The sequence below is a fragment of the Thermogutta sp. genome, assembly GCF_039793925.1.
Lineage (GTDB): Bacteria > Planctomycetota > Planctomycetia > Pirellulales > Thermoguttaceae > Thermogutta.
This window is the reverse complement of the sequence record NZ_JBAMME010000240.1, coordinates 58636-79590: the sequence shown is the minus strand read 5'-3', so window position 1 is coordinate 79590 and position 20955 is coordinate 58636. Positions and strand designations below refer to the sequence as shown.

Annotated in this window: 8 protein-coding genes; all 8 read right to left on the bottom strand. The window is 57.7% G+C overall.

Annotated elements, in window-relative coordinates; genetic code table 11:
- Window positions 1-206: 206 nt before the first annotated feature.
- Window positions 207-959, bottom strand: a complete 753-nt coding sequence (locus ABJK56_RS11330; protein ID WP_347244778.1) for a class I SAM-dependent methyltransferase — start codon at window positions 957-959, stop codon at window positions 207-209.
- Window positions 960-996: 37 nt separating this feature from the next.
- Window positions 997-2187 carry a BtaA family protein gene (locus ABJK56_RS11325; RefSeq protein ID WP_347244777.1) on the bottom strand — a complete coding sequence of 397 codons (1191 nt, stop codon included), beginning with the start codon at window positions 2185-2187 and terminating at the stop codon, window positions 997-999.
- Between the two features lie 430 nt (window positions 2188-2617).
- Window positions 2618-4651 (bottom strand): methyl-accepting chemotaxis protein, encoded by a 2034-nt coding sequence (locus ABJK56_RS11320; protein WP_347244776.1) that lies wholly within the window; start codon window positions 4649-4651, stop codon window positions 2618-2620.
- A 312-nt stretch (window positions 4652-4963) separates the two neighbouring features.
- The gene (locus ABJK56_RS11315; protein ID WP_347244775.1) at window positions 4964-5689 is read right to left on the bottom strand and encodes a type 1 glutamine amidotransferase; all 726 of its coding nucleotides are present in this window, start codon (window positions 5687-5689) and stop codon (window positions 4964-4966) included.
- Between the two features lie 251 nt (window positions 5690-5940).
- Window positions 5941-13419, bottom strand: a complete 7479-nt coding sequence (locus ABJK56_RS11310) for a hypothetical protein (protein ID WP_347244774.1) — start codon at window positions 13417-13419, stop codon at window positions 5941-5943.
- A gap of 19 nt (window positions 13420-13438) precedes the next feature.
- A complete protein-coding gene (locus ABJK56_RS11305; protein ID WP_347244773.1) occupies window positions 13439-17029 on the bottom strand; it encodes a hypothetical protein in 3591 nt (1196 codons plus the stop codon).
- A 181-nt stretch (window positions 17030-17210) separates the two neighbouring features.
- Window positions 17211-19019, bottom strand: coding sequence for a glycosyltransferase family 39 protein (locus ABJK56_RS11300; protein ID WP_347244772.1), 1809 nt, complete (start codon window positions 19017-19019; stop codon window positions 17211-17213).
- 179 nt (window positions 19020-19198) lie between these two features.
- On the bottom strand, window positions 19199-20659 hold the full coding sequence (locus ABJK56_RS11295; protein WP_347244771.1) for a hypothetical protein: 1461 nt from the start codon (window positions 20657-20659) through the stop codon (window positions 19199-19201).
- Between the last annotated feature and the right edge of the window lie 296 nt (window positions 20660-20955).

The window sequence follows — 20955 nt, the reverse complement described above, 5'->3', positions numbered from 1 at the left end:
GAATAGCCATTACGTTACTCTACCGTCCTATCTCCCGGCAACCCACCCCCTCCTGTAGACCCCCCAAGTGCCACTTTGGTCACCCTGGTGTGCAAAAGACCTGGCCTCAGAACAAAAGCCATTGTGCGGCTACCCTATACAGAATAGTCCTTTTGCATGCCAAGGAGATTCACTTCTGCCCACAGCCATTTCCGAACTCACACCCATCAAACCGGCAGATCGGGCGTCAAATCGGTATTCTTTTCCCCAATAAAAATGTAATAGGGAGCCCGCGCCAGAGGCAAATACGGCACCTTGGCCCGACGTTCTTCCAGGAAAACCTCCCGAAAGCGATAGCGCAAATACGGGATATGGTCTGGAGATGGAAAAACGTCGTCGTAATTGAACCAGAATGTCCAGAAGAGCCGGGCGCACGTGCCGTGCCGCCGCATTCCGGGGGCGGGATGCTTCCGCGAGACATAAAAATCCACTACCCCAATCCGCCCACCGGGCTTCAGAATACGCCACGCGTTATCCACAGCCGCAAACCAATCGGGAATCATCGTGAGCGAATACGAAAACGTCACGACGTTCACGGACTCCTCAGGGGTGAAAGTCGTGACATCCGCAAGGCGGGTTTCCACATTCCGCCAGCCATGCTGCTGGATGCGTTTCTGAGCCACATCGAGAAGAGATTTTGAGAGATCGACCAGAATCACTTTTCGCAGGCGCTCTATGTTCTCGCCGAAGTATTCAGCATTCGAGCCCGTCCCCGCACCAAAATCAACCCATACTCCTCCTTCAGGAATGCCCAGTTTCGACCAGAGCTCCTCGCGTCCCTGAAGCAATCGCCGACGAAAACTGTCGTATGCCTCGGCCTGAGGCCCATAAAAACTTTCCATCCGCTCGGCATGGTCGCGACCACGTCCCGGGCGGAACACCATGTGATACAGAATCTTCAGATCACTCCACAGACCCATCTCGGAGAGGCTTTCGTGATAATCGGCCGATGACTGTTCAGGTGTTCAAATCGGCAATGTAGAAACTTCCATAAGTGTGAACACGGCACCGGGCGTGCAACTGCTCGGCGAGCTCACGATGATAAGTGAGTTGCTCTCCCAAGCTGACCGTCCGACCATTGATGTGGACCCGCACACGATCCACAAAGTCGGTCCGCAACCCTCCACTCCGCCAGATCGCCCGCGCTCCCGGCCTGGCTCGATCGAATATCGCCTGCCATTCAGCCTCCAAGAGTGGAAAGAACCGTCCAGCCAACCAGTCCATATGATCGAGGAGCACGTATTTGCTGATGGCGACCTCGTTTTCGACGAGAAAACCTTCCACCGTGTTGGTGTGTGTGGTGATGCGATCGACGAGTCCCTCTTTCAATTTGTAGAAATTCTCTTCCTTGAGATATTCTGGACAGCACTCCCGCGTGTAGCTCCCTGTGATGTACACCCGCCAAAAATAGTTGTCTGAAATAGGCAGCTTGGCAAACACCGCTTCCACGCAATCCTGGACGTATTTGGCCACACCCCCTTGATAGTACATTTCGATCTGTTTGCGCTGCGCCCGGGGTACACCCACCAGCGACAGCATGGCGTCCCGGCTGAGCAGAAACCGCAAAAGCGGCGTCCACACCTGTTCTTTCAGATACTTCTCGTAAATCTCGCGCTGCTCTTCGAGGGTCTTGGCCTCGAGGATCCGATCCACCCATGGGCGCACACGAGCCACTTTATTGATGTACGTGTTCATCACCCGGGCAAATGTTCCCGCCGTCCCTCGGAAATAAAAGGAACGCTTCTTTCCAAAAAACCGGTGGATATGACGGTCCCAATAGCGGCGGGCAAAGGTACTCAAGTCCCGTCGCAGATGCTGCTCATAAATCTGCTTGATCCCGCGACAACGTCCCTGACCGAAGATCTGAAAAAACGTGTCAAAATCGAGATGCCGAATCCCCGCCATTTTCAACTCCAAAAGAGCGTTCTGACGGGGATTCATGTCCACAGCGTAAATGTGGCGGGGGCCCAACAGCGCGTAATCCAGGGCGTTACAACCCGCGGAAGTGATCACCAGGATTGTGTCGTCCGGGCCGATGTCGAGGGCCACGCGGTCTAATCGCGGATCCTCCCAGCAGGTGTTATAAACGAGGTTGTGACGATGAACGAGTTTAAAGACTTGACCGCTGACCCACTCGCCGACCGACATCGCTTTGACTCCGGTATTTTTACACGACCCCCAACACGCCCCAACGAATGGCGGGATCACCAGGGTGGCTTGGTGGGCACCATCCCCGCCTGCCAATCCCGTCCAACACGGTATTCCCGACAAAACATAAACCCCAGTATACGCCAAGCCCAGCAGAATACAAGCTTGCCGAGGCCTGGCCAACCCCCACTTTTTCTTTCCGACTGAAAAAACGCCCGAATCTCCACTCCGATGCCGAGAACGGGCGTGACAAGGACGTCCCTCCAATATTGATCGAATGGGGTGAGAACGGACCTGACAAGCAGGTCCCTCCGATGCCACGCCCGCAGTTCCTGGTGAGATGAAGAATCTGTTTGCTCTGAAAAAATGAGGGGTGACTCGCGAGAGTCACCCCCGCAGGTGGGACCGGTGTAAGGGCGGCTTACACCCTTCAGGCGGTGGCTGCCCGTACTTTAAACCGACCGACAAGTTCGCGGAGGGCTGCTGCCTGGGCGGACAGTTCTTCGCTGCTGGAGGCCAGCTCCTCGCTCCCCGCCGCCGATTGCTCGACGACCTGGGCGATGTTCTGCACCGCTTTGCTGACCTCTTCAGCACTCGCCGCCTGCTGCACCGCCGCGCTGGCGATCTCGGCGATCTTCTGACTAGTGACTCCCACGCTCTCGACGATCCGTGCCAGGGACTCCTCGGTCTTCTGACTGAGGTGGGCGCCCTCTTCGACGCGGGCGGTCGATTCCTTGATCAACTTTGTGATCTCACCCGCTGCCTGGTTGGACCGCTCAGCCAACTTTCGGACCTCGTCGGCTACCACGGCGAAGCCCATCCCGTGCTCACCCGCCCGGGCAGCCTCGATCGCCGCATTGAGGGCTAGCAAGTTCGTCTGGCTTGCAATCTCCGAAATGACCTGGATAATCTCGGCGATGCGCTGTGAACTCGCCCGAATGAGCTGCATCGCCTCAGCCGATTTCTGCACTGCCTCGCCTCCCTCGCGGGCAATATTCTGGGCCTGCTGGGCCAAGCGATTTGTCTCGCTGGCGGCCTCCTTCACCTGTTCAATCATCCGCACCATCTGCTGGACTGTCGCGTTCACCTGCTCCACGCTGGCGCTCTGTTCCTGGGCACCGCTGGCGAGTGTCTGCGAGGCTTCGGAGACCACCCGCGAGCCTTCGTTGAATTGCTCCGCACTGGCCGCCACGTCACGAATGATCGCCTCCAGCTTATCGCAGAAGGCATTGAAGTAACGAGCAAGCTGGCCAATTTCGTCGTGGCTCGTGACCTCCAGTCGCTTCGTCAGATCGCCTTCACCCTCAGACACATCCCTGAGCATGGTGACGACCTTGTTCACCGGCCGGATGATGCTTGTCGCCAGGACAAACCCCAGAATGACAGCCACAATCACGCCCACGCCCGTCGCTCCCAGGGCTAGCGTCTTGGCAAATTTGGCCGTGGCGAGGCCCTCCTGGGCCATCCGCTTGGCCTCAGCCTTCCACAAATCGCAGATCTTATTCAGCCGCTGCTGCTGGTCATCCATGTGGATCCGGCAAACGTCCAAGGCCTGGCGCCGCATCTCGGCGGCAAGAGATTCAATCTTGTTGATGTCATTGTGCACGATCTCTTGGAGCTTTTTATAAATGGCCAAACAGTTTTGACCCATTCCCTTCACATCTGCATCGACCTTGTCGGCGAATTGGGGATCATTGCGATCATATTTGGCGAGGGCCTTTTCGTAGGCATCGCACATATCGAGCACCGCTTTCTTAAATGAGTCGAGCGTTTCGGTGCTCAGGCCGACGCGGGGCATCCGCTTGGCCAGCTCGGCAACAGAATTCTCAAACTGCGTTTTTGCCGCAGCATAATCCTCCATTGCTTTTTTGTAGGCCTCTCCGTCGTTGGCACGCAACAAGGCATTCTTCAGGGCCAGCAAAATGCCTTGAAAATCGACCCCTACTCGCATCGTCCAGTAGCGGCATTGATACATTGTTTGAGCAACCAGTTCTCTTTTGCCGCTCTCTTGGGGCTGGACTCTGGCCAGGAGTTCGTCGAACTGCCGTGAGAGGGCGAAGAACTTATCGTTGGCTTGCATAGTTTGATCGAGCTCGGCCTTGAACTCCTGCCAGATTTTGGCTTCTTCGTCGAGCTGCCGCAGCGGCTCGTACTCCTTCATGGCGTTACGGAACGTTTCGCGAGTTTTTTCTAACTGGGCGTAATGGCGCTGGCGGGTTTCCTGGTCCAAATCCAGATTGAGGAGTGTCCGTTGTTGCCGCATTTCCTCTTCAAAACAATGCCCCATTTGGGCCGTCAGCTTCAGTTTGGGAACCGCCTGGTTCGCCAGATCATCAACGCCTTTCGCTGTCTGTGAAAGCCCATAATAGGCCAGCCCGCCCACCACGGCCGTGACACCGGCCACGGCGAGAAACCCACCCAGCAGTTTTGCCTTGAGACTCAAATGCGACAATCTGAGCGTCATACTTAACCCCCGTCTGCTAAATGAGAATGTGAATATAACCATCCCTGCTGACCGACAACCCAACTCTCCTTCTCCCCAAACCGCACCGGTTTGCCAGAGTCTTCCTTGTTCTCGAGCAACCAGGCAAGTTTGGGAAGCTACTGGACCCTAGGTCACGATTCGAGCACAGTCAAGAAAAAACGGCAGAGGGAAAGGACGACCCACTGGAGGACAAATGATTCGCGAGCGGGTTACCCGGCTGATCAAGCCCAAACCCTATCCACGGGGACCGATGAGAGGATGGGGCAAAAGGAAAGAAACGTGACCGGGGAATCACCGGACAGTCCCCGATGCGCACAGCCGAGCAAAACGCGGAAAGACGAGTTCTGCCAGGCGCTGCATCCGCGCGAACTGATGGCGGGTCTGTTCGAGGATCTTCTGTTTCGATACACCGACCTGGTCCAGCTCGCCACTTGCTTCCGCGGAGTCCATCCAGGCTTCCACGAGGGCCGGCGTGACTTCCAGATGAAACTGAAGCCCCCAGGCACAGGACCCGTAGCGAAAGGCCTGGTTGACGCAATCGCTGCCGGTAGCCAGCAAGAAGGCGCCTTCGGGAAGAGTGAAGGTGTCCCCATGCCACTGGAAAACGATTCCCCGCCATGGGACCCCGGAGAAGAGTGCATCACTTGCCGTGGCCGGTGTAAAGCTCACCTCGTACCAGCCGATTTCCTTCACGGGATTGGGATAAACCCGGGCATTCAAGCAACGGGCAAGCAGTTGGGCCCCCAGACAGATCCCCAAAACCGGAATTTCACGCCGCACGGCCTGTGCTAGCCATTCCTTTTCACGGGCAAGATAGGGGAATTTGTCCACCTCATCGACGTTCATCGGACCGCCCAGTGCGACCACGCCGGCCAGGTTATCCCAGTCCAGATCATTGGGCACGTGAGAATAAAGGGGGAGGATTTCGCAATCCACACCAGCCCACATGAGAAAATCGGCAATCTGTCCGGGTGGTTCCCCCGGCGCATTCTGAAAGATCACGACTTTGCGAGTCATAACGATGTTTAAAACGATTCCTAACGATGTTCGAAGCGTTTGGACAGTGTATGGAAATGGGCTGTCCGCACGACTGCCCGGCCATGTTCATCACCCCTCGGCCCGGGCGATTCGGCCACCCATGGTGAACGACCTGGACTTGACCAGGTTGTTGCTGTCGGGAGCAAATCGCGTTCCGCAATCTGGCAGGACTTAGCGGGATGGCAGATCTTGTTGCAGGGGAATAATTTAATACACGTACTGGGATGCGGTCATGGCGAACGGTCGTTGGTTGCAACCGGCTGGTGCACAATGAGAGGCACTTCTGCCTCTTCCTGAGGCACCCATTGCCAGCGCGATCGGATGAGCAGGAACACGGCCGCCAGGATGAGAAACCAGCCCAGAAAACTCGGCCGAAGGAACAACCACCAGATGACACCCACCATTGCGAGGACTGCGTGTGCGAAGCGCATCACCCAAACGGCGAGAGGATGCCACCATCGCAATGTTACGATCAGCAGTCCCACAGACAGCACGAATATTCCAATGGCTGCCCCAATGCTCCACCAGTCCACAGGCGCGGGGATCGGCTCCACACTTATGGCTTTGGGCTCTGATTCCCCGAGGAATGCCTGCCGCCGGTTCTCCCGGGGAGGGGGTGCCGAGAAGATCTGCTCTGCTACCGATTCCCCCGGGGATAAAGATAGTGCCTCCACTCCGACCAGGGACTGCAGCGTATCGGTGGTTTGAAGTTCCATGTTGCGGAGGCGGATTTCGGCAGAATTCACGCCAGAGCCCGCGGGACTCAGAGAAATCGACCGCCGTGCGCGATCCCGTAGCCACAAAAAACGTCTTGCCACCCGGGGCAAACCAGCCAGCGCTAGCGATGTCGTGTGCGAGGACGCCTCGGTGAGCTCGTCGGCCAGCCCACGAGCTCGCGTGAATTCGTACTCTCGGAGGCCCAGCTCGGAAAGTCCATCTCCGTATAGGCGATATGCGGACGGGCTCTCCACCCACATGAAGGTTCGCTCCGGACCGGCCAGTTTTTCGAAATGGACCACGGGGAGTGTTGCCCGCGTGGAAGCGGATTCCCAACGCTGATAAAAGAGGCACTCCAGATAGCGGGTTGGCTGAGCCGCGTCGATCGGGATGTGCCACCGGCCTTTGTCGTCCACAAAGGCGGGGATGGGAATTCCATCCACCCACGCGGCGATAAGTTCGCAGCCTGGGAGCGGTGCAGTCGTGATTTCGCCTTCGGGAACGTTTTCCAGTTGCGCTTGCAGCCAACCCAGCAGTTCCCGTTGGGTGTTAATCGCCAGGAGGATCTCCACGGTATTCAGTTTTCCGGGGTCTTTTGGTGGCACCTTGAGGGGGGGCCAAAATCCCGGCCTCTCCGTCTGGTAAGCTATCCATTCTTCACCCGCTGGATGGCCCGCCGGTATTTCGGACGGCGGCAGGGAGCGAAGTCCCCAAACGGCTGCCAGACGACTGTCCCATGCCAATCTTTTCGGGAGCAAAACGGTGACGCTTTGTAACCGCACCTGAGGGCTTGTCATCTGCGGGACAGCCAGCCAGCCATTCTTCGGCTGGATTTCCCCTGCGATCCGGAGGCGCACCCGTCCCTTCTGTGGCTCTGCAAAGGTGAGGATGCCAGAAGTGGATGCGGGATGGGAAGCGTGTGCGGCCGCTTCCGGGTTAACCGAGGGAGTTGCACCAAACATGGCGGTTGGAGAAACGGTGAGCGACCCCCACTCTCCCGGGCTAAATGCGATGGGAAGTTCCTGAACTGTGGCGTCTCCGAAATCGAGGTCCCAGAGCACCTCGCCGAACCACCGGGCGTTTTGCTGCCAAACTCGAACGGTGGCCTCAGCAGGCCAGAAATGTTCCTGCACGCGAACCCGCAGGTCAATGTCAGCCGTCGACGGGCTTTGGGAGACGTACGCTCCCACCTGTGAATCGTCAGCGGGTGGCAAGATCAAACCGGAGGCCACAGAAAGGGGTTCGAATTGCTTGGTGCGGACAACTTCTGCCTTCACTCCCGACGACTGAAAGACCACAACGGTGAGACTTCGGGAGTCGGCCTCCTGAAGCTCGAACCGCGGGCAGGACCACTCTACGTCTGGGAGAAGGGGAATCGTTCCTCCCACCACCAGCCGCATCTCACCCGCCGGAACCGCGCCAATTAAAAGGAGCAATTCACCCTGCTTGCCCTGCGAGGCCACAATGGGGATTTCCACAGCCCCCCTGTAAAGAGCAATGCTGTCTAAATGGAAATCGCGTGGCAACCTCACATGAAGTACCCCAGGAATTGGTTGATCCTTGGGGAAAAGCACCTGCCATGCGAGACGGGCTACGGCTTCACCGACCGTGACCTGCAAGGTGTCGTCCGTTTGCAATCGCGGGCGGTCCGAAATGATCCAGGCTCCCCAAAACTCGGACTTCTCGGAACAGGTGTAGGCGAGGGCGCCTTCGGGGACCTGAAGTTGCCAGCGTCCCTGGATTTCATCCAAATTGACGGATTGCCATCGCGGCGAGTGCGACGCGATGACCTTCAAACCCGTGCCTACGTTCACTACCAGGTCCTGCCGGCCGACTCCTATGTCGGTGAAATGCACGGTGGGGAGCCGGATTCCGCCCGGTGCTTCGCGCATCGCCTGAGAAAACTCGGCCGTGACGATCTGATCCGAGGGCACTGGGCCCGAAAAGGTGACGTTAAACACCTGTTGATCCACACCGGCGAGAAGCGGCTGGACCTGCACAGGCGACCCCGCAGTGAGCGATACCAAAGTGAGATCGGGATCACACACCAGTTGCAGTTGATTGCGTGCCAAACTGAACGAATGAAGTTTCCAACGGACCGTCCAGTGGAATCCTTCGGGCCGAAGATCCAAAACGTAGAGCACATCGCTTTCCAGCGAGGCATCGCCGAAGAGCGGTTGTCCGGTTGTCCAGCGGATGACCAGTTGATTTGCGGGTCCGAGTTCGGCCGCCCAGGCTCCGCTTTCCGGATCGCGTTCCACACGTCCCAGCGCAGAAGGTACCTCTACGCGGAGAAGATCAGGAGAAGCTGCAAGTTCCAGCCGGGCATTGACGATGGGCGGGATCGCTCCCGTCAACTCTGTCACGGAACCTTGCTGAGACGGTTGGATTGTGAATGGAATGCGCAGTCGATGTCGCCCGGGGTCATTGATCGTCACACGGAGGCGCCCCGAGTTCCATGTGGCTGCGGTGGGCCGACCGTCTACGAGGACCTCATTCACGCCGGGCAGCAAGACGTCGCTGCCGAGGGGAAATTCTAAGGTAACCGGCGCGTCACTCAGGAGACACTCCAATGTCGCATTAAAATCAGTGATTTCCCAACGATCGCCAGTATTCGCTGGAGAAAACGTACCCCTATAAACCGCTCCGATAAATTGCCAGCCGGGTGGCGTTTCGTTGACGGGGCTTACCCGCCGCTGGAGTTGTTTGTATAACTCCTCCGGCACGTAGACTTCCTGCCCCACCGGACGCCCGTTCTCGTCCACTGGGATGAAAACGCGATAAACGGGCGGCACCGGCGCGGGCTGAGCGCCCCCCGTCCTGTTCTCGGGAACAGCTCCGGGCGGCTGCTGGGCGAAGGAGGGCCCAGCTTTTCCACCAACCGAGAGAATCACAAGTGATGCCATCAGGAACACAACCATTCCGGCTGTGCTCCACCTCGTGTCGCCTCGATTTTGAGGAGCGACCGCGTGTGGGGAGGGCTGTTCCGTAGATGCAAGCCGGAACTGCGAAAGGGGAACTGTGTCACCCGACTGCTTTACGGCCTCCCAGCCTGCCTGCGTGAGAGAAACGACGAAAGCCAGGAGTGTTCCGAGAAAAGCCCCCGAGAAAACCGGTGCGAACAGGTCGGGGACAAACGCCACCACAACCGCGGCAGTGAGGGCCAGTCCCAGCAGCACGCGCCGGGGTACTCGAAATGCCACCACGGCAAGGAACACAAGGCACGTGCCCAGCCACCGCGATCCTGTAATAAGGTCCACCGGTATGAGGAGCACCATCGAAGGTTGGGGCTCTGCCAATTGTTTTTCTGGCAACGCCGTGGCGTTCCACCCCTGACGGGCAAATGCCAGACCGGTTTCCACGGCAGTGCCCAGCGGGGTGAGCGGTCCCACGCTGGGCAAATCGTTCCATACCCGGACACGGCAGAAACCCTCACCGCCTTCATTCAACCGGGAGATTTCAATTTCTTGCGCCCAGTCACTTTCTGCGGCCAGCTTGTAAAGGGGTGGTCTCTCCCATGTGACGTCCTTGCGATGACGTGCCACCTCCGTAAGTGAAGTCAGGACTACCGCTCGGGGTGTAATAACGAGGACCAGGCCTGCCGATTCCAGGAGTGCTGTGGCCAATGCTGCGGGAGTATTATCTTTCAGGACGCCGCTGGGTAAACGCTGCGGATCCCATTCTGTCCCCGGGGTCAGATCGAGCTCCTGAAAAGCTCTTCGGTCGACCAGGAAAATCACCGTACGGAGTCGCGGCGGAGAGTCGTAGACTTTCTCCACAACCGCATCAGAAAGCAGGTCTCGCCAAAAAATGGGACGTCCCTTTCTGCCAGAAGGCTGAACCGCGGGAGTATCCCGCGCCTCCCGTTTTCCGGCGGTTGCAGCAGAAGCAGACACCTGTCCCGGCGACGCCGCGGGCTGAGAATTCCCTTCGGCGGACACAGACAGGAGCGCGGCCACGTTTTCCCCAAAGGATTCCAAAAATTGCTGTGCTCGCTGAAAAGACAAATCCGGCGGCGGTAATGTGGGGTCAAACAGGGCACGGTTCAAACGATCAGGAATAAATAGGGGTTGCTCCGGAGGACGCCACAACGGCCCAAAGAGCTTGCTGGCCCAGGCACTTGGGTGAAAACCCCAACTGAGAAACTCACGGTCACATAGCGGCTGATAGGCCGGTGGTGTCCAGACCGTGGCCCGCCAGTGGTAGACCGGAAAATCAGGAAACAGACGAGTCAAATGGGCCAAATCAGCGATGAAGCCTTTCCCATCTGCAAATCGCTCCCAGATGACGAGTCGGCGTTCGCCTCCTTGTGGAGGCACGACCACCTCAAATTCTGAACCGGCCTCCTTGGGTCGCGTCTGCCACGTCACCGCCTGGCCGTCGAGTGTTACCGCCATCTCCAGCGGATTCCCTTCGTTCGCGGATCGCGTGAAAATGGCACGACCTCCTTGCGGACACGAAATCTTGAAAACGTGCCATCGCTCGAGCGTGCCATGACAGTCCAGGCGAAACGCAACGTTTGCACTGATCGCCCAAACGGGAAGAGGCACCTTTCCCCGCTCGAGAAACAGACACAACTCGGGCAGCTCGTTGATCCCCAGGGTGGTGCCGCCCTCGTAGCGGTAACTGGCAAAAACGGGCAAAGCTGGCGGCTTGCCCTGCTCGTCGGCGACCGTCCGCAAACCCTTTGTTGTCCAGCGGAGGCCAGTAAGGTCCTCCCCACTAGTCGTCCCCACCAAATGGAGCACCCCTTGAAAACGAACGGCTTCAGGAAGAATCGGCAACGGGACGGGACCGGGCTCAAGGGGCCAGTCTCGCTCGGCGACCAGGGTAACCGGTTCGCGAATGGCGCGAGGAAGCAATACCTCGCACACCTCCGCAGTATTTTTCAGGCGAGCGTCGTTAGCTGGTTCAGTTCGCAGAGCAACTTCGCGGCCGTCGTTATCCCGCCACTTCCAGTGCCAGGTTGATCGCCCGGAAGGGGCAGTCCAAAAAACGCGGATGCGATCCACATCGGTTTGGTCAGGTTGAATCGAGACCTCGTATCTGACGCTTAGTTCTTTACCCCGGAAACCAAGAGTGCCCGAAATCTGAGCCAGAAACCGCCGGGGCCGCGCTATTCGGTGAAACTCACACTTTGGTGGAGGCAAGCCAATTTCGAATATGGTCGCATTTCCGGGTAGGACCGCCCACGTCCGAAGAAAATCCACCACAGCTTGGGGAACGAGGGGGAGCTGCGGATGAGCATCAATTTGAAAATTTTCGCGCAACGAGGTCGCCAGACGGATCGCCCCATACATCTGATGTTTCGCAAATCCTCCCTGGGAAGCGACCGGCATGATCTCACGCAGGTCGAGCCGCTCGCAATTTTCCAGCAATTTTGAGGAAAGAACCACATTGAAAACAGCGGATGACTCCGACGCAAGGGGCTTTCGCAGGCAGATCGTCAAAGTCCCGTTACCGGAGTCGTCCGCAGGAGGATCCCATCGCCAATCGTCCACAATATCCTCGGGCGCTGCCGTTACCTCCTCGACACTCCAACCATGCCGAATGGGGAGGCAAAACTGAAATATTTCGCCAGCTCTGCTGCGAACGGCCGTTGTCATCTGGGCCTTCAGAGTTTCCTGGTCCCAGATCCAGTTCACCAGAGTGGTGGCCTCCAATTCTCCCGTCCCAATTTTGCAGTGCACGCGAATTTCCGAGGTGGGTGCCTCTCCAACAATTTCCAGCCCCATATCACCTGGCGCAGTGGGTAAGGTGACCACCTGTTTCAGACGCGCCCCGCTCAGTTGGAGGTCATAAAGGCGAAGCGGACGACGAAGCACCACGGTGGCGTGGCGCGATAGCCAGAACGCATTTTCCGGCAGAAGGGAGGGAAGCGTCACCGTTTGATCAAGTGGTAGACCCTGGATCCCGCGGAGCGTAAGTGTGCGTCCGTGGCCGCGAAGAGGCTCGGGAAATTGCAGGCGAACTCCGTGCGGCCGACCATCGTCCGTCATTCCCACAGTCCAGGAGAGCGGCGTGTCACCGAGCTTCGCCTCTGCGATTTGGAGGCTGCTTGGCAACTCAAGGTAGAGGGCCTCAACGCCGTCATTGAGCACGTCCACATCCCACACCCAGGTCGCTTCCAACCCGTGGAGGGCTAAATCGTATGCCACCTTTTCACGGTAAACCAATCGCGGCTTATTCCTTTCTTCACTCTCTGGTCGGGTAAGAAGAAGGGAAATCGGTTGATTCCCGCTGAACATGAGGCGGTAGCCCGGCAATTCTCCGGGGACAGCCCCCATCGGTAAAAGAAGCGCATTCTCGACAGAGACCTGCCATTGTTCCGTCATAATGAGACGGAGTTCGCTCGTGACAGCGTGGGGAAAAACGAGGGTGAACCTTGTTGCCGATGTGTCGGCCGTGGGCGATACTCGGCGTGCCGACCATCGAAAATGAATCTTGCCCGACCGATTGACGAGCATCCCGAGCCGCCCCTGCGAATCGGTGAGGATGGGAACGTTCACACCTCCGGTATCGGACCAAGTGGCGTCGCCAATCGCGATATTCGGCTGCCCCAGCGGAATAAAAGCCTGCTCAACAGCAGAAGATAGCTCCACCACCCACTCGCCTTCCAGTCCCACCAAACTGTCCTGCCTGAAGACTGCCTGATAAACCGCAGAGACAATTTCCCCGTTTTGGCCGCGGATCGCAGCTTGACTATTGGCCCGGGAAATCATCTGTTCGAATTCAGCAGCATTAAGCGGGAAATATGGCACCGGATCTCGAATCTCGTTGAGTCGATCTTGGGGAACGAACACACGCCGGAAGCGCAGAGGAGTAATCGGTCCCAAAACCTTTTCAGGGTTTGGAGTCCTAGAAACGACAGCCTCTTCGGCAAGCGCTCCAAAAGAACAAATTGTTAGCCAGAAGACCAGGAGTGCGCAACACCATCGCCCCAGGTGTGACCTTCCTGCCTGTGACGACCTCAGTGAACTCGCGCTGCGCATGGCCTCTCGTTCCTCCCGGCTATGCGTGACTGTGGGTGGCACTCTCCCCGGAAGGTACGGTGCACGCGTTATCGTCGAGACTCCGCTGGCAAACGACCGTGTCCATCGAGGTTCGCTCTCCCCAACCGCTCATCGCCACTCGAGATGGTTGAGGAGGTGTCACGGCACGATAAAGAAACCAGGAGAGGATGGCCAGTCCGATCCCCAAAGCAGATGCTTCGGCCATTAGAAGGGCCACATCTGGCCGCAGGAACCCAAGGCCGATCAGAAAACCAATCACTCCCAACGTAACCAGACGCTTCCAGGACCGGCTGAGATAAATCCAGCCCCATCCGAGCAAGACAACGGCCCCTGAGCAAACGGCCACGATCCATGACCGTCGAAATGTCCACACATCTGCAGCACTCACGGTGCGAAGACTGCTGAAAAGATAGCGATTAGCCTGCACGGGCACATGGAGCCAGCCTTCGCTCACCCCCGCCCATTGCTCCAGTTGTTCTTCTGTAAGGGAAGGGACCCGTCCCCAAAAATACCCCAACCAGCTCCAGCGATATTCCATCGTCAACGGCGACGAAGTCCACACAATATGCTCATCCGGCAAAAGGACAATTTCCCAATACATCCACCGCAAAAGTACGGGATCTTCAATCTGTGGTAATTCCAGACGCGTCCGCCCCCAATCGCTGCGAAACCGGGGTAGTTCGTACCATATCTCTAGATGATGCACCGTGTCCTGACCGGAGCCTGCTTCTCCCTCCGTGCCTGTAAGAGGTATTATCACTTCGGAACGCCCCGAAACCCGCGACTGAACCGCCCGTCCGTCCAGCCAAATTTGTGCCACATCTCCACGAACGGTACGGGGCAGCCGGATCAGCAGATTGGATCGGGCGGTGCGGAATTCCATCACGCAGCGGTCCTGCCGCATATTACGGTCCATTCGTGATTGGATGAGAAGTCTTTCCACAACAACTGAGCGCGTGCCCGCGATCTCCGAAGCCCTCAGCAAAATAGCGGCCTCGCCCACGGGCGCATTCGTCTCGAATTCCAATGTCGCGGACTTGATTCCCACTGGCACGATGTCAGATCGCGCCTCCCACGGCGAATTAATGCGCTCCACCCGCCATCCTGACGGGAGAGTCACCGTCAAACGATGCCGCAAGAGGTGGCCGTCACGCGGCTCAATCAGGGGTAACCGCCAGCTCAAGGATTCCGCCTCAGCCGTGGGAAAAGGATACGAGTACCGAAGCACGAGTTCAACAACGCCCAATACTGGGGTGAGCGGAGTCACCAGGTATTCCGAAGCGCCATCGTCCTGCAATGCCCCGAGTGAAGAATTCGCAGATGGGGATCCCACAGCCTTTTTGATTTCCACCGGCCGACCATCGAGAAGAGCCACCACTTTACCATCCAGATCCCGTGGTATGGTCAACCGCCACGGCTCGGCCCACGGCTGATAGGCCACCTGAAACCGCAGCCGCTGTTCTATCTCCGCCTGATTCCCCTGCACCTGGACTCGTGTTTCCATTTCCACGGTTATTTCTCGGGGCCGACTATCCCACTCCGCGACCAGGGTCGCACCGGGGCTCGTCAGCCGCCATGCAAACACGTTGGGGACGGCAAGATTGCTTTCAGATACTGCCGCCGTCATGACTCCTTCACTTTCCTGCGGATGAGGTCGGAGATCAATGTTCGGTGCAGCCACTAGGATCAGCTCCGCCGGCTGAATGCGGGAAGCTTTCACGCGCGGAAAGGCCAACCGAAAAACCTCGCCTCGTGGCGGCGCATCTTGGCGCGCTTTGAAGCTGATTTCGAATTTGCCCGACATCCGCCGGGGTAAGGCAATGGTGGTGACAGAGCCTTCCGACTGCGAGAGAACGAGCGGGAGATCTTCCCCTCGAAGCGTCACTTCAGAAATCTGCCATCCAGAGCTGTCCAAGTCGATCGTGGACACTTCTCCCCCGCGGACTTCACAACTCAGCGTACCCTGCAGCAGCAGTTCCGTGGATGAGAAGTCAACCCGGTATTGGGGCGAAACGGACAACGTGCTCAAACGCGGTACCACCTTGATGGCGAGTGTGTAGGGCTGGGAATAATACTCAAAACTCCCTGTGGCTTCGATCGCTTCTTGAGTGTTGGGCAGACGCGCAATCTGACGGACACCCACTAAGTTGCCCCAAATAATTGTCTGGTCGGCCGTTACCACCACTGCCAGGTATCCCCACTGGCGCACGGCATTCTCGACGGAGAACCCGCCCAGATTCATCCAATCGTGGGAATCCACGGGCCGCCGGGCATTCAGTCGGACTTCCACAGGCCCAGTCACCTTTTTTGGAAAACTCACTTCCACCACTCGGCCGAAGCCCCCTTCCTCTGAATTCCCACTGACTTCCGTGACCGTATAGCCGGAAGTGTTCGTGGGCAGCAAAGCCGCTCCCTGCGGCAAACGGATGCGCACTCGATCAAACGGCGTGGTGTAAGTGCGAAGGGTCAGTCGCGCGTCGAACTCGAGATTTGTCCCGCTCGTGCGGATGAGGACCAGCCCAGCACTTTCCAGGATGGGCGGTTTTTCCTTCTCTGGCGTCGCTTCGCCATGCCACGCCAATTCGAATCCTGGTCCCAAACCAGCAACTTTCACCCGGGTGGTCTTAGCAGCCGTCGTTTCTGTTCCCACCAGCGTCGTCCCGGGGCCGACCGTCAGGCCTGGGTTTTCGACAGGAAGCTCGAGCTCCAACTCGGAGACGGGGGTTTCCGGTACAGTGAGCACAAGTCGACGATCGTTCCCGTTTTGAACCACAGGGACCCAGGCTTGGAGTGTGATGTCTTCAAGAGAGTCCTTCTTCCCCTGAAGAAACACGACATAACCGCCATCATTTTGGTTGCGAAAAATGAGTAACTGGCTTCCATCCGCCCGACGCGGAATCTCTCGAAGGATAATCTGCTCCAGTCCCAAGGGAACCCGCACCGGCGTGTCTGTGAGAATACGGACTTTACACTCGATGAAAAGCTCTGCGTAGTGATCGAAAGCTTTGCCCGTGATGTTCACCCCTTCCAGAGCATAGGCAGGCGGACGAGACCGTTGTTCGAGGGCGTCACGAAGGCGAACCAGTTCCTCGAATTGGGCCATTGTCCAACCCAGCATGAGCTTCAGGCTGCCGTCCGAGTCACGCAGGTAAATTTGCTCTGGCTTCACTTCTTCGACTGCGGGCGGGCTTGGCTGGGAAACCGGTGGCGATGTTCCCGCCGCGGCCCCGGGTTGGCCGGTTTCTGTTGCCGAAGTGCTCTGGGGTGCATTCGCCGAGGAAGGAGCGCCGCTCTGGCCAGTCTGACTGGTTGCTGGTGGCGGCACCTGCTGTGGGATCTCCATCGGAGGTTCCGTCATCCAACCCGATAAGACACTACTCGTCGATTGTTGCGCGACGGCTGCACGCAAACCCGCTGCCAGGGCCAACACGCCCATCGCCACAAAGAAAACAACAGGCCACAACCCAAGCCTGCGGAGGGCCCACTCCGCTGCCACATGTTGGCCGCAAACGCGTCTCGCCTGGTTTACGGGAATAGGAAATCCCACCAAAACGGCTGGCCCTTCCTCAGCTTGATCTTGTTGGTTCACCCGGCACTCAGAAACCAGGATGAGGGTGGACAATCACTTCTTGTAACCATGAGAATAGCTGGTTACTTTTCTAGTTTACCCAATCGACAAGATTTGATCAAAGAACGGCCGTTTCCGATTCATATTGCGAGGCGATGCTGCCCACGCTTTGGACGCGGTCGCACCAGCAGAGTGTGTCCGATCAGCGACGGTGTACCGTTCCTCCGGCTGGGGCGGCCTCTGCCGTATGGTCGGGCCCCGACCTGGCGGCTGGCTGGTCCAGTTTCGCGAGAACCTCCGAAGTTCCCAACAGTAGGATCTCCTCGTGCTTTTTGAGGAAGTAGGGAACCCCAGCGATGGGGACGAGATCTCTCCCCAATTTTTCACAGATTTGCTCGTAGCGCTTTCGGGTTACGAGCAAGCAGAAATCCCCGCTCTTAGCCAAATCCCTAATTCGGTCTGGTCCCTGTGAGGCGGGTAGGAACTGGATAGGCTGTCCCAGGTAAAACACCCAGCTTGGCTCCAGTGAATCATAGGCGGCCACCGTGACCGGCTCCTGCGAAGAGGTTCGGAGTTCGCGCAGAATGTCGGCGAGATAATCAAACCGCTGATGGCAGGACACTCGTACGGCCGCGACTCCAAAAAGCCCCACAACAAACACCCATGCCGCCGTAGCCAGCGCCACCATGAAGCCCAGCCTTTGCCCGCGACGCAGTGCCAGCAAGCAGGCAACTCCTCCTGCCAACCAGACCAGCCCAAGAATTCCCAGGATCTCCTCGCCGGGTAGAAAAATGTGGGCCGCTATGGGAATAGCCACTGCTATGACGAGCCCAGACCCAGTCAGGATCCACGCCACTGCATAAGGGGAACGACGATTGCTCTCGGATCCTCTCAGCCATGCATCGAGCCACCACGCGGTCACAAGCGCGAAAGCCGGCAAAGAAGGCGTGATGTAATTGGGAAGCTTGGTCCCCGCTAAAGAGAAAAAGACGATGTAAACAGCGGCCCAAATCAACAGAAATCTCATAAACCTTCCCGGCGGCTTTGTGGATTGGGCCGTCTTGATTCCCTGCGCCAAAGCTGAAATCAAAAAAAGTGCCCACGGAAAAAAACAGGCAAATAGGACCAAGGGATAGTAGAAAATTGGCCCTGAATGGTCTTCCATGGGATGAAGAAATCGGCCGACGTTGTGCGTTAAGAAAAACCCTTTCAACCATTCTCCGTTGGTTCGCATTCCGACCCAAATATACCACGGCATGGCCACCGCGAGCGTCACGAGAAGTCCCGGAAGGAGAAACATCTTCCGTACCGCAGCAAGAATGCGCGCAGGATGCAGCAACTCCCGGATTCCAGCCAGCCATCGTGCAAAACGAGGCAGCCCGTCCCCGCGCGGCAGTGGCTCTTCGACCATGTGATACAGGCCGATGATCCCCGCCGGAAGCAGAAAACCGATGGGCCCCTTGGCGAGTACCGCTAACCCCATCGAAGCATAACTAGCCAACACCAGGCCAGTTCCCGAGCGGCTTGCCCCGGCGCCCGACGGTGCCAGCACGTATCCCTGAGCGTAGAGCCACAAGGCCGCCGTGGAAAAGAAAATGAGCACTGAGTCCGGAGTGGCAGCACGGGCGGCTACCGGAAACATCATACAGGTAGCCAGCATGAGAGCGGCCCAAAACCCGACCTCTGGTCGAAACGCACGCCGTCCCAGATCGTACGTGATGGCCACCGTCCCCAGTCCAAAAAGGGCTGAAAAAAATCGGGCGGCAAACTCATTGATTCCGAAAACGCTGTACGCCAGCATCATGAACCAGTAGAGCAGCACCGGCTTATGGTCCCTCAATTCTCCGTTGAAAACCGGGACCACCCAGTCATGCCTTTCTAGCATCTCTCGGGCACAGCCGGCATTGCGGGGCTCATCCCGATCCCACAATCGAGCCTGACCCAGATTTACGAAGAAAACGCTGCCCGCCAGAACAAGAGCGAGTCCGAAATAGATGCGAGAACTCGTCAACACTCCACCCTCCGTGGCATGTGCAGATAATCACACCCAGTGCTACCAGAGCACCGTTTTGCAAAAAAACTAACATTGGAGGCAATTCTAGCCCCTTTTTGGAAACCCCACAAGGCAAAAACTATCCACGCAATCCGCATAAAAGACGAGACTTAGGACAGTTGCACAAAGTAGCAGATTTAATCGCCTTCGATTTGGGCCATCTTTTGCTTGTAGAGTTGCTTCAGTCGCTTTTTTTCTTCCTTTGTCAACCGTCGGGCTGGCAGTTGGGGCACAGAAGTCGACGTACCCGAAGTTTCTCGGGAACCCGATTGGCCCGTCATGCCCTGGCTCGTCGGGGATGTACTCGTGCCACTGCCGGACGATGATGCGGGGTCAATCGGCTGCGAGTATGTTTGATGAGCGGCCTTCCCCATAATCGGGGACGAAACGGACGGTGCACCCCCGCCAAGGGGTCCGGACGCTGAAATTGCTCGGGCATCAACCTGGCCGGGGCGTTTCTGTGCCACCGTAGCGGTTGTGTTCGGCAGAGTCGAGCCGGTCGGTGAAGGAGTCACCACTCCTGCCTGCCGTGCTTCTGCATACGCCATCCCGGCCAGAAAGGCATTCATCGGGCCATTGGTCGAACCTGGGGATATCGTGGAAGGCATCGCCGCGCGTGGGTCTGAAGCATCCCCAGATTGGAATTGCGTCGGCGGAGAAGGTGACACTTCGGCAGGCGAGGTGCGGCTGCTCGGCGAGGATCGCGGAAGCGGTCCCGCTAATGGCCGCGGCAGGTCCAGATCGGATCGACGGCCGGAACAGGAGCTGGTTGTTCGAGCTCTTCTCCGCGTGACTCGTTTCACTTCTCGAGGTACTGCAACAGGTGGCCCCTGACCGTGAGGGGGATGGATGATTAGGTAATCCGACGGCGTTCTGTTGTCGGCTCCCGGCAGGCTTTGAGGGCTTCGAGCAACACTCACAGCGGCCTCCGGCGATTCGTCACGGGGGGCTTCATCAATGGAATCACTGATTTGATCGACGTCATTGCATTCCTCGAGGATGCGGCACAATGTGTCTCGGCCGAAGCTCAGCACGGCCAACAGCAGGCACCAGTGTCCCAGCAACTCCCCCACTTCTTCAGCAATGACTCCCTCGACAGGGACCGCATTATCGGGAATGAGCCCCGTTTGAATGAGCCCCGAGCAGCCGTACAGCGCCACCGCAAGTGTCATCCAGAAACTAGCCCACCCGGAGTATCGCAAATCCATCGTCAAACGGGTCAAAAGGGCACAGAAGACGAAACAGTACGGAACGACCCACCACCACGGGGATGCGGGGTTATTCACTCCAAACAGTTCATGGAGAATAGGTCCAACAGTTAGATGAATGCCCGCCGACTCGTCTAGTCCAAGATAGAACCACCAGACAGCCGCGAGCAGCCAGCTCCCTCCCCGGGGTGTTTCACTGGCATGAAGGGTCCACCAAATGAGCAAACTGGCCACCGCCGTCCATGTGAGGACCAGCGTGGAAACCCAACTGGCAAGATTCCCTGGTCCTTCCAGCCCAAACGCCGGTAAGGGCTGCGAAATCCAAAGTGGTTGGGAACATCCCAATCCCCGGTAAGCAGCCACAAGAAGCCCCGTGAGCCCCGCTCCCATGGCCACCACACTCCAAGATGGATTTTTTTTGGGGAACAGATCAGCGAAAGTGGGAAACCACAAGTCTCCCGAGGAATATTCCTCCGACGAATTTTGTGAAGGCACCCCTTCCTGCCACCGGTCTGAATCACGCAAATCGGAGGAGAGCGGGGGCCGCACCATGGGATTTCATCCAAGAATTCGCACAACCATCAATCACTCCAGCGATGACGCTCGCCGCACTTCGACACGCACTACCCGCCCAGGGATGCTGGCGCTCCTGGTCATCCGGCATCCCACGGCGGCAAATTTTGACA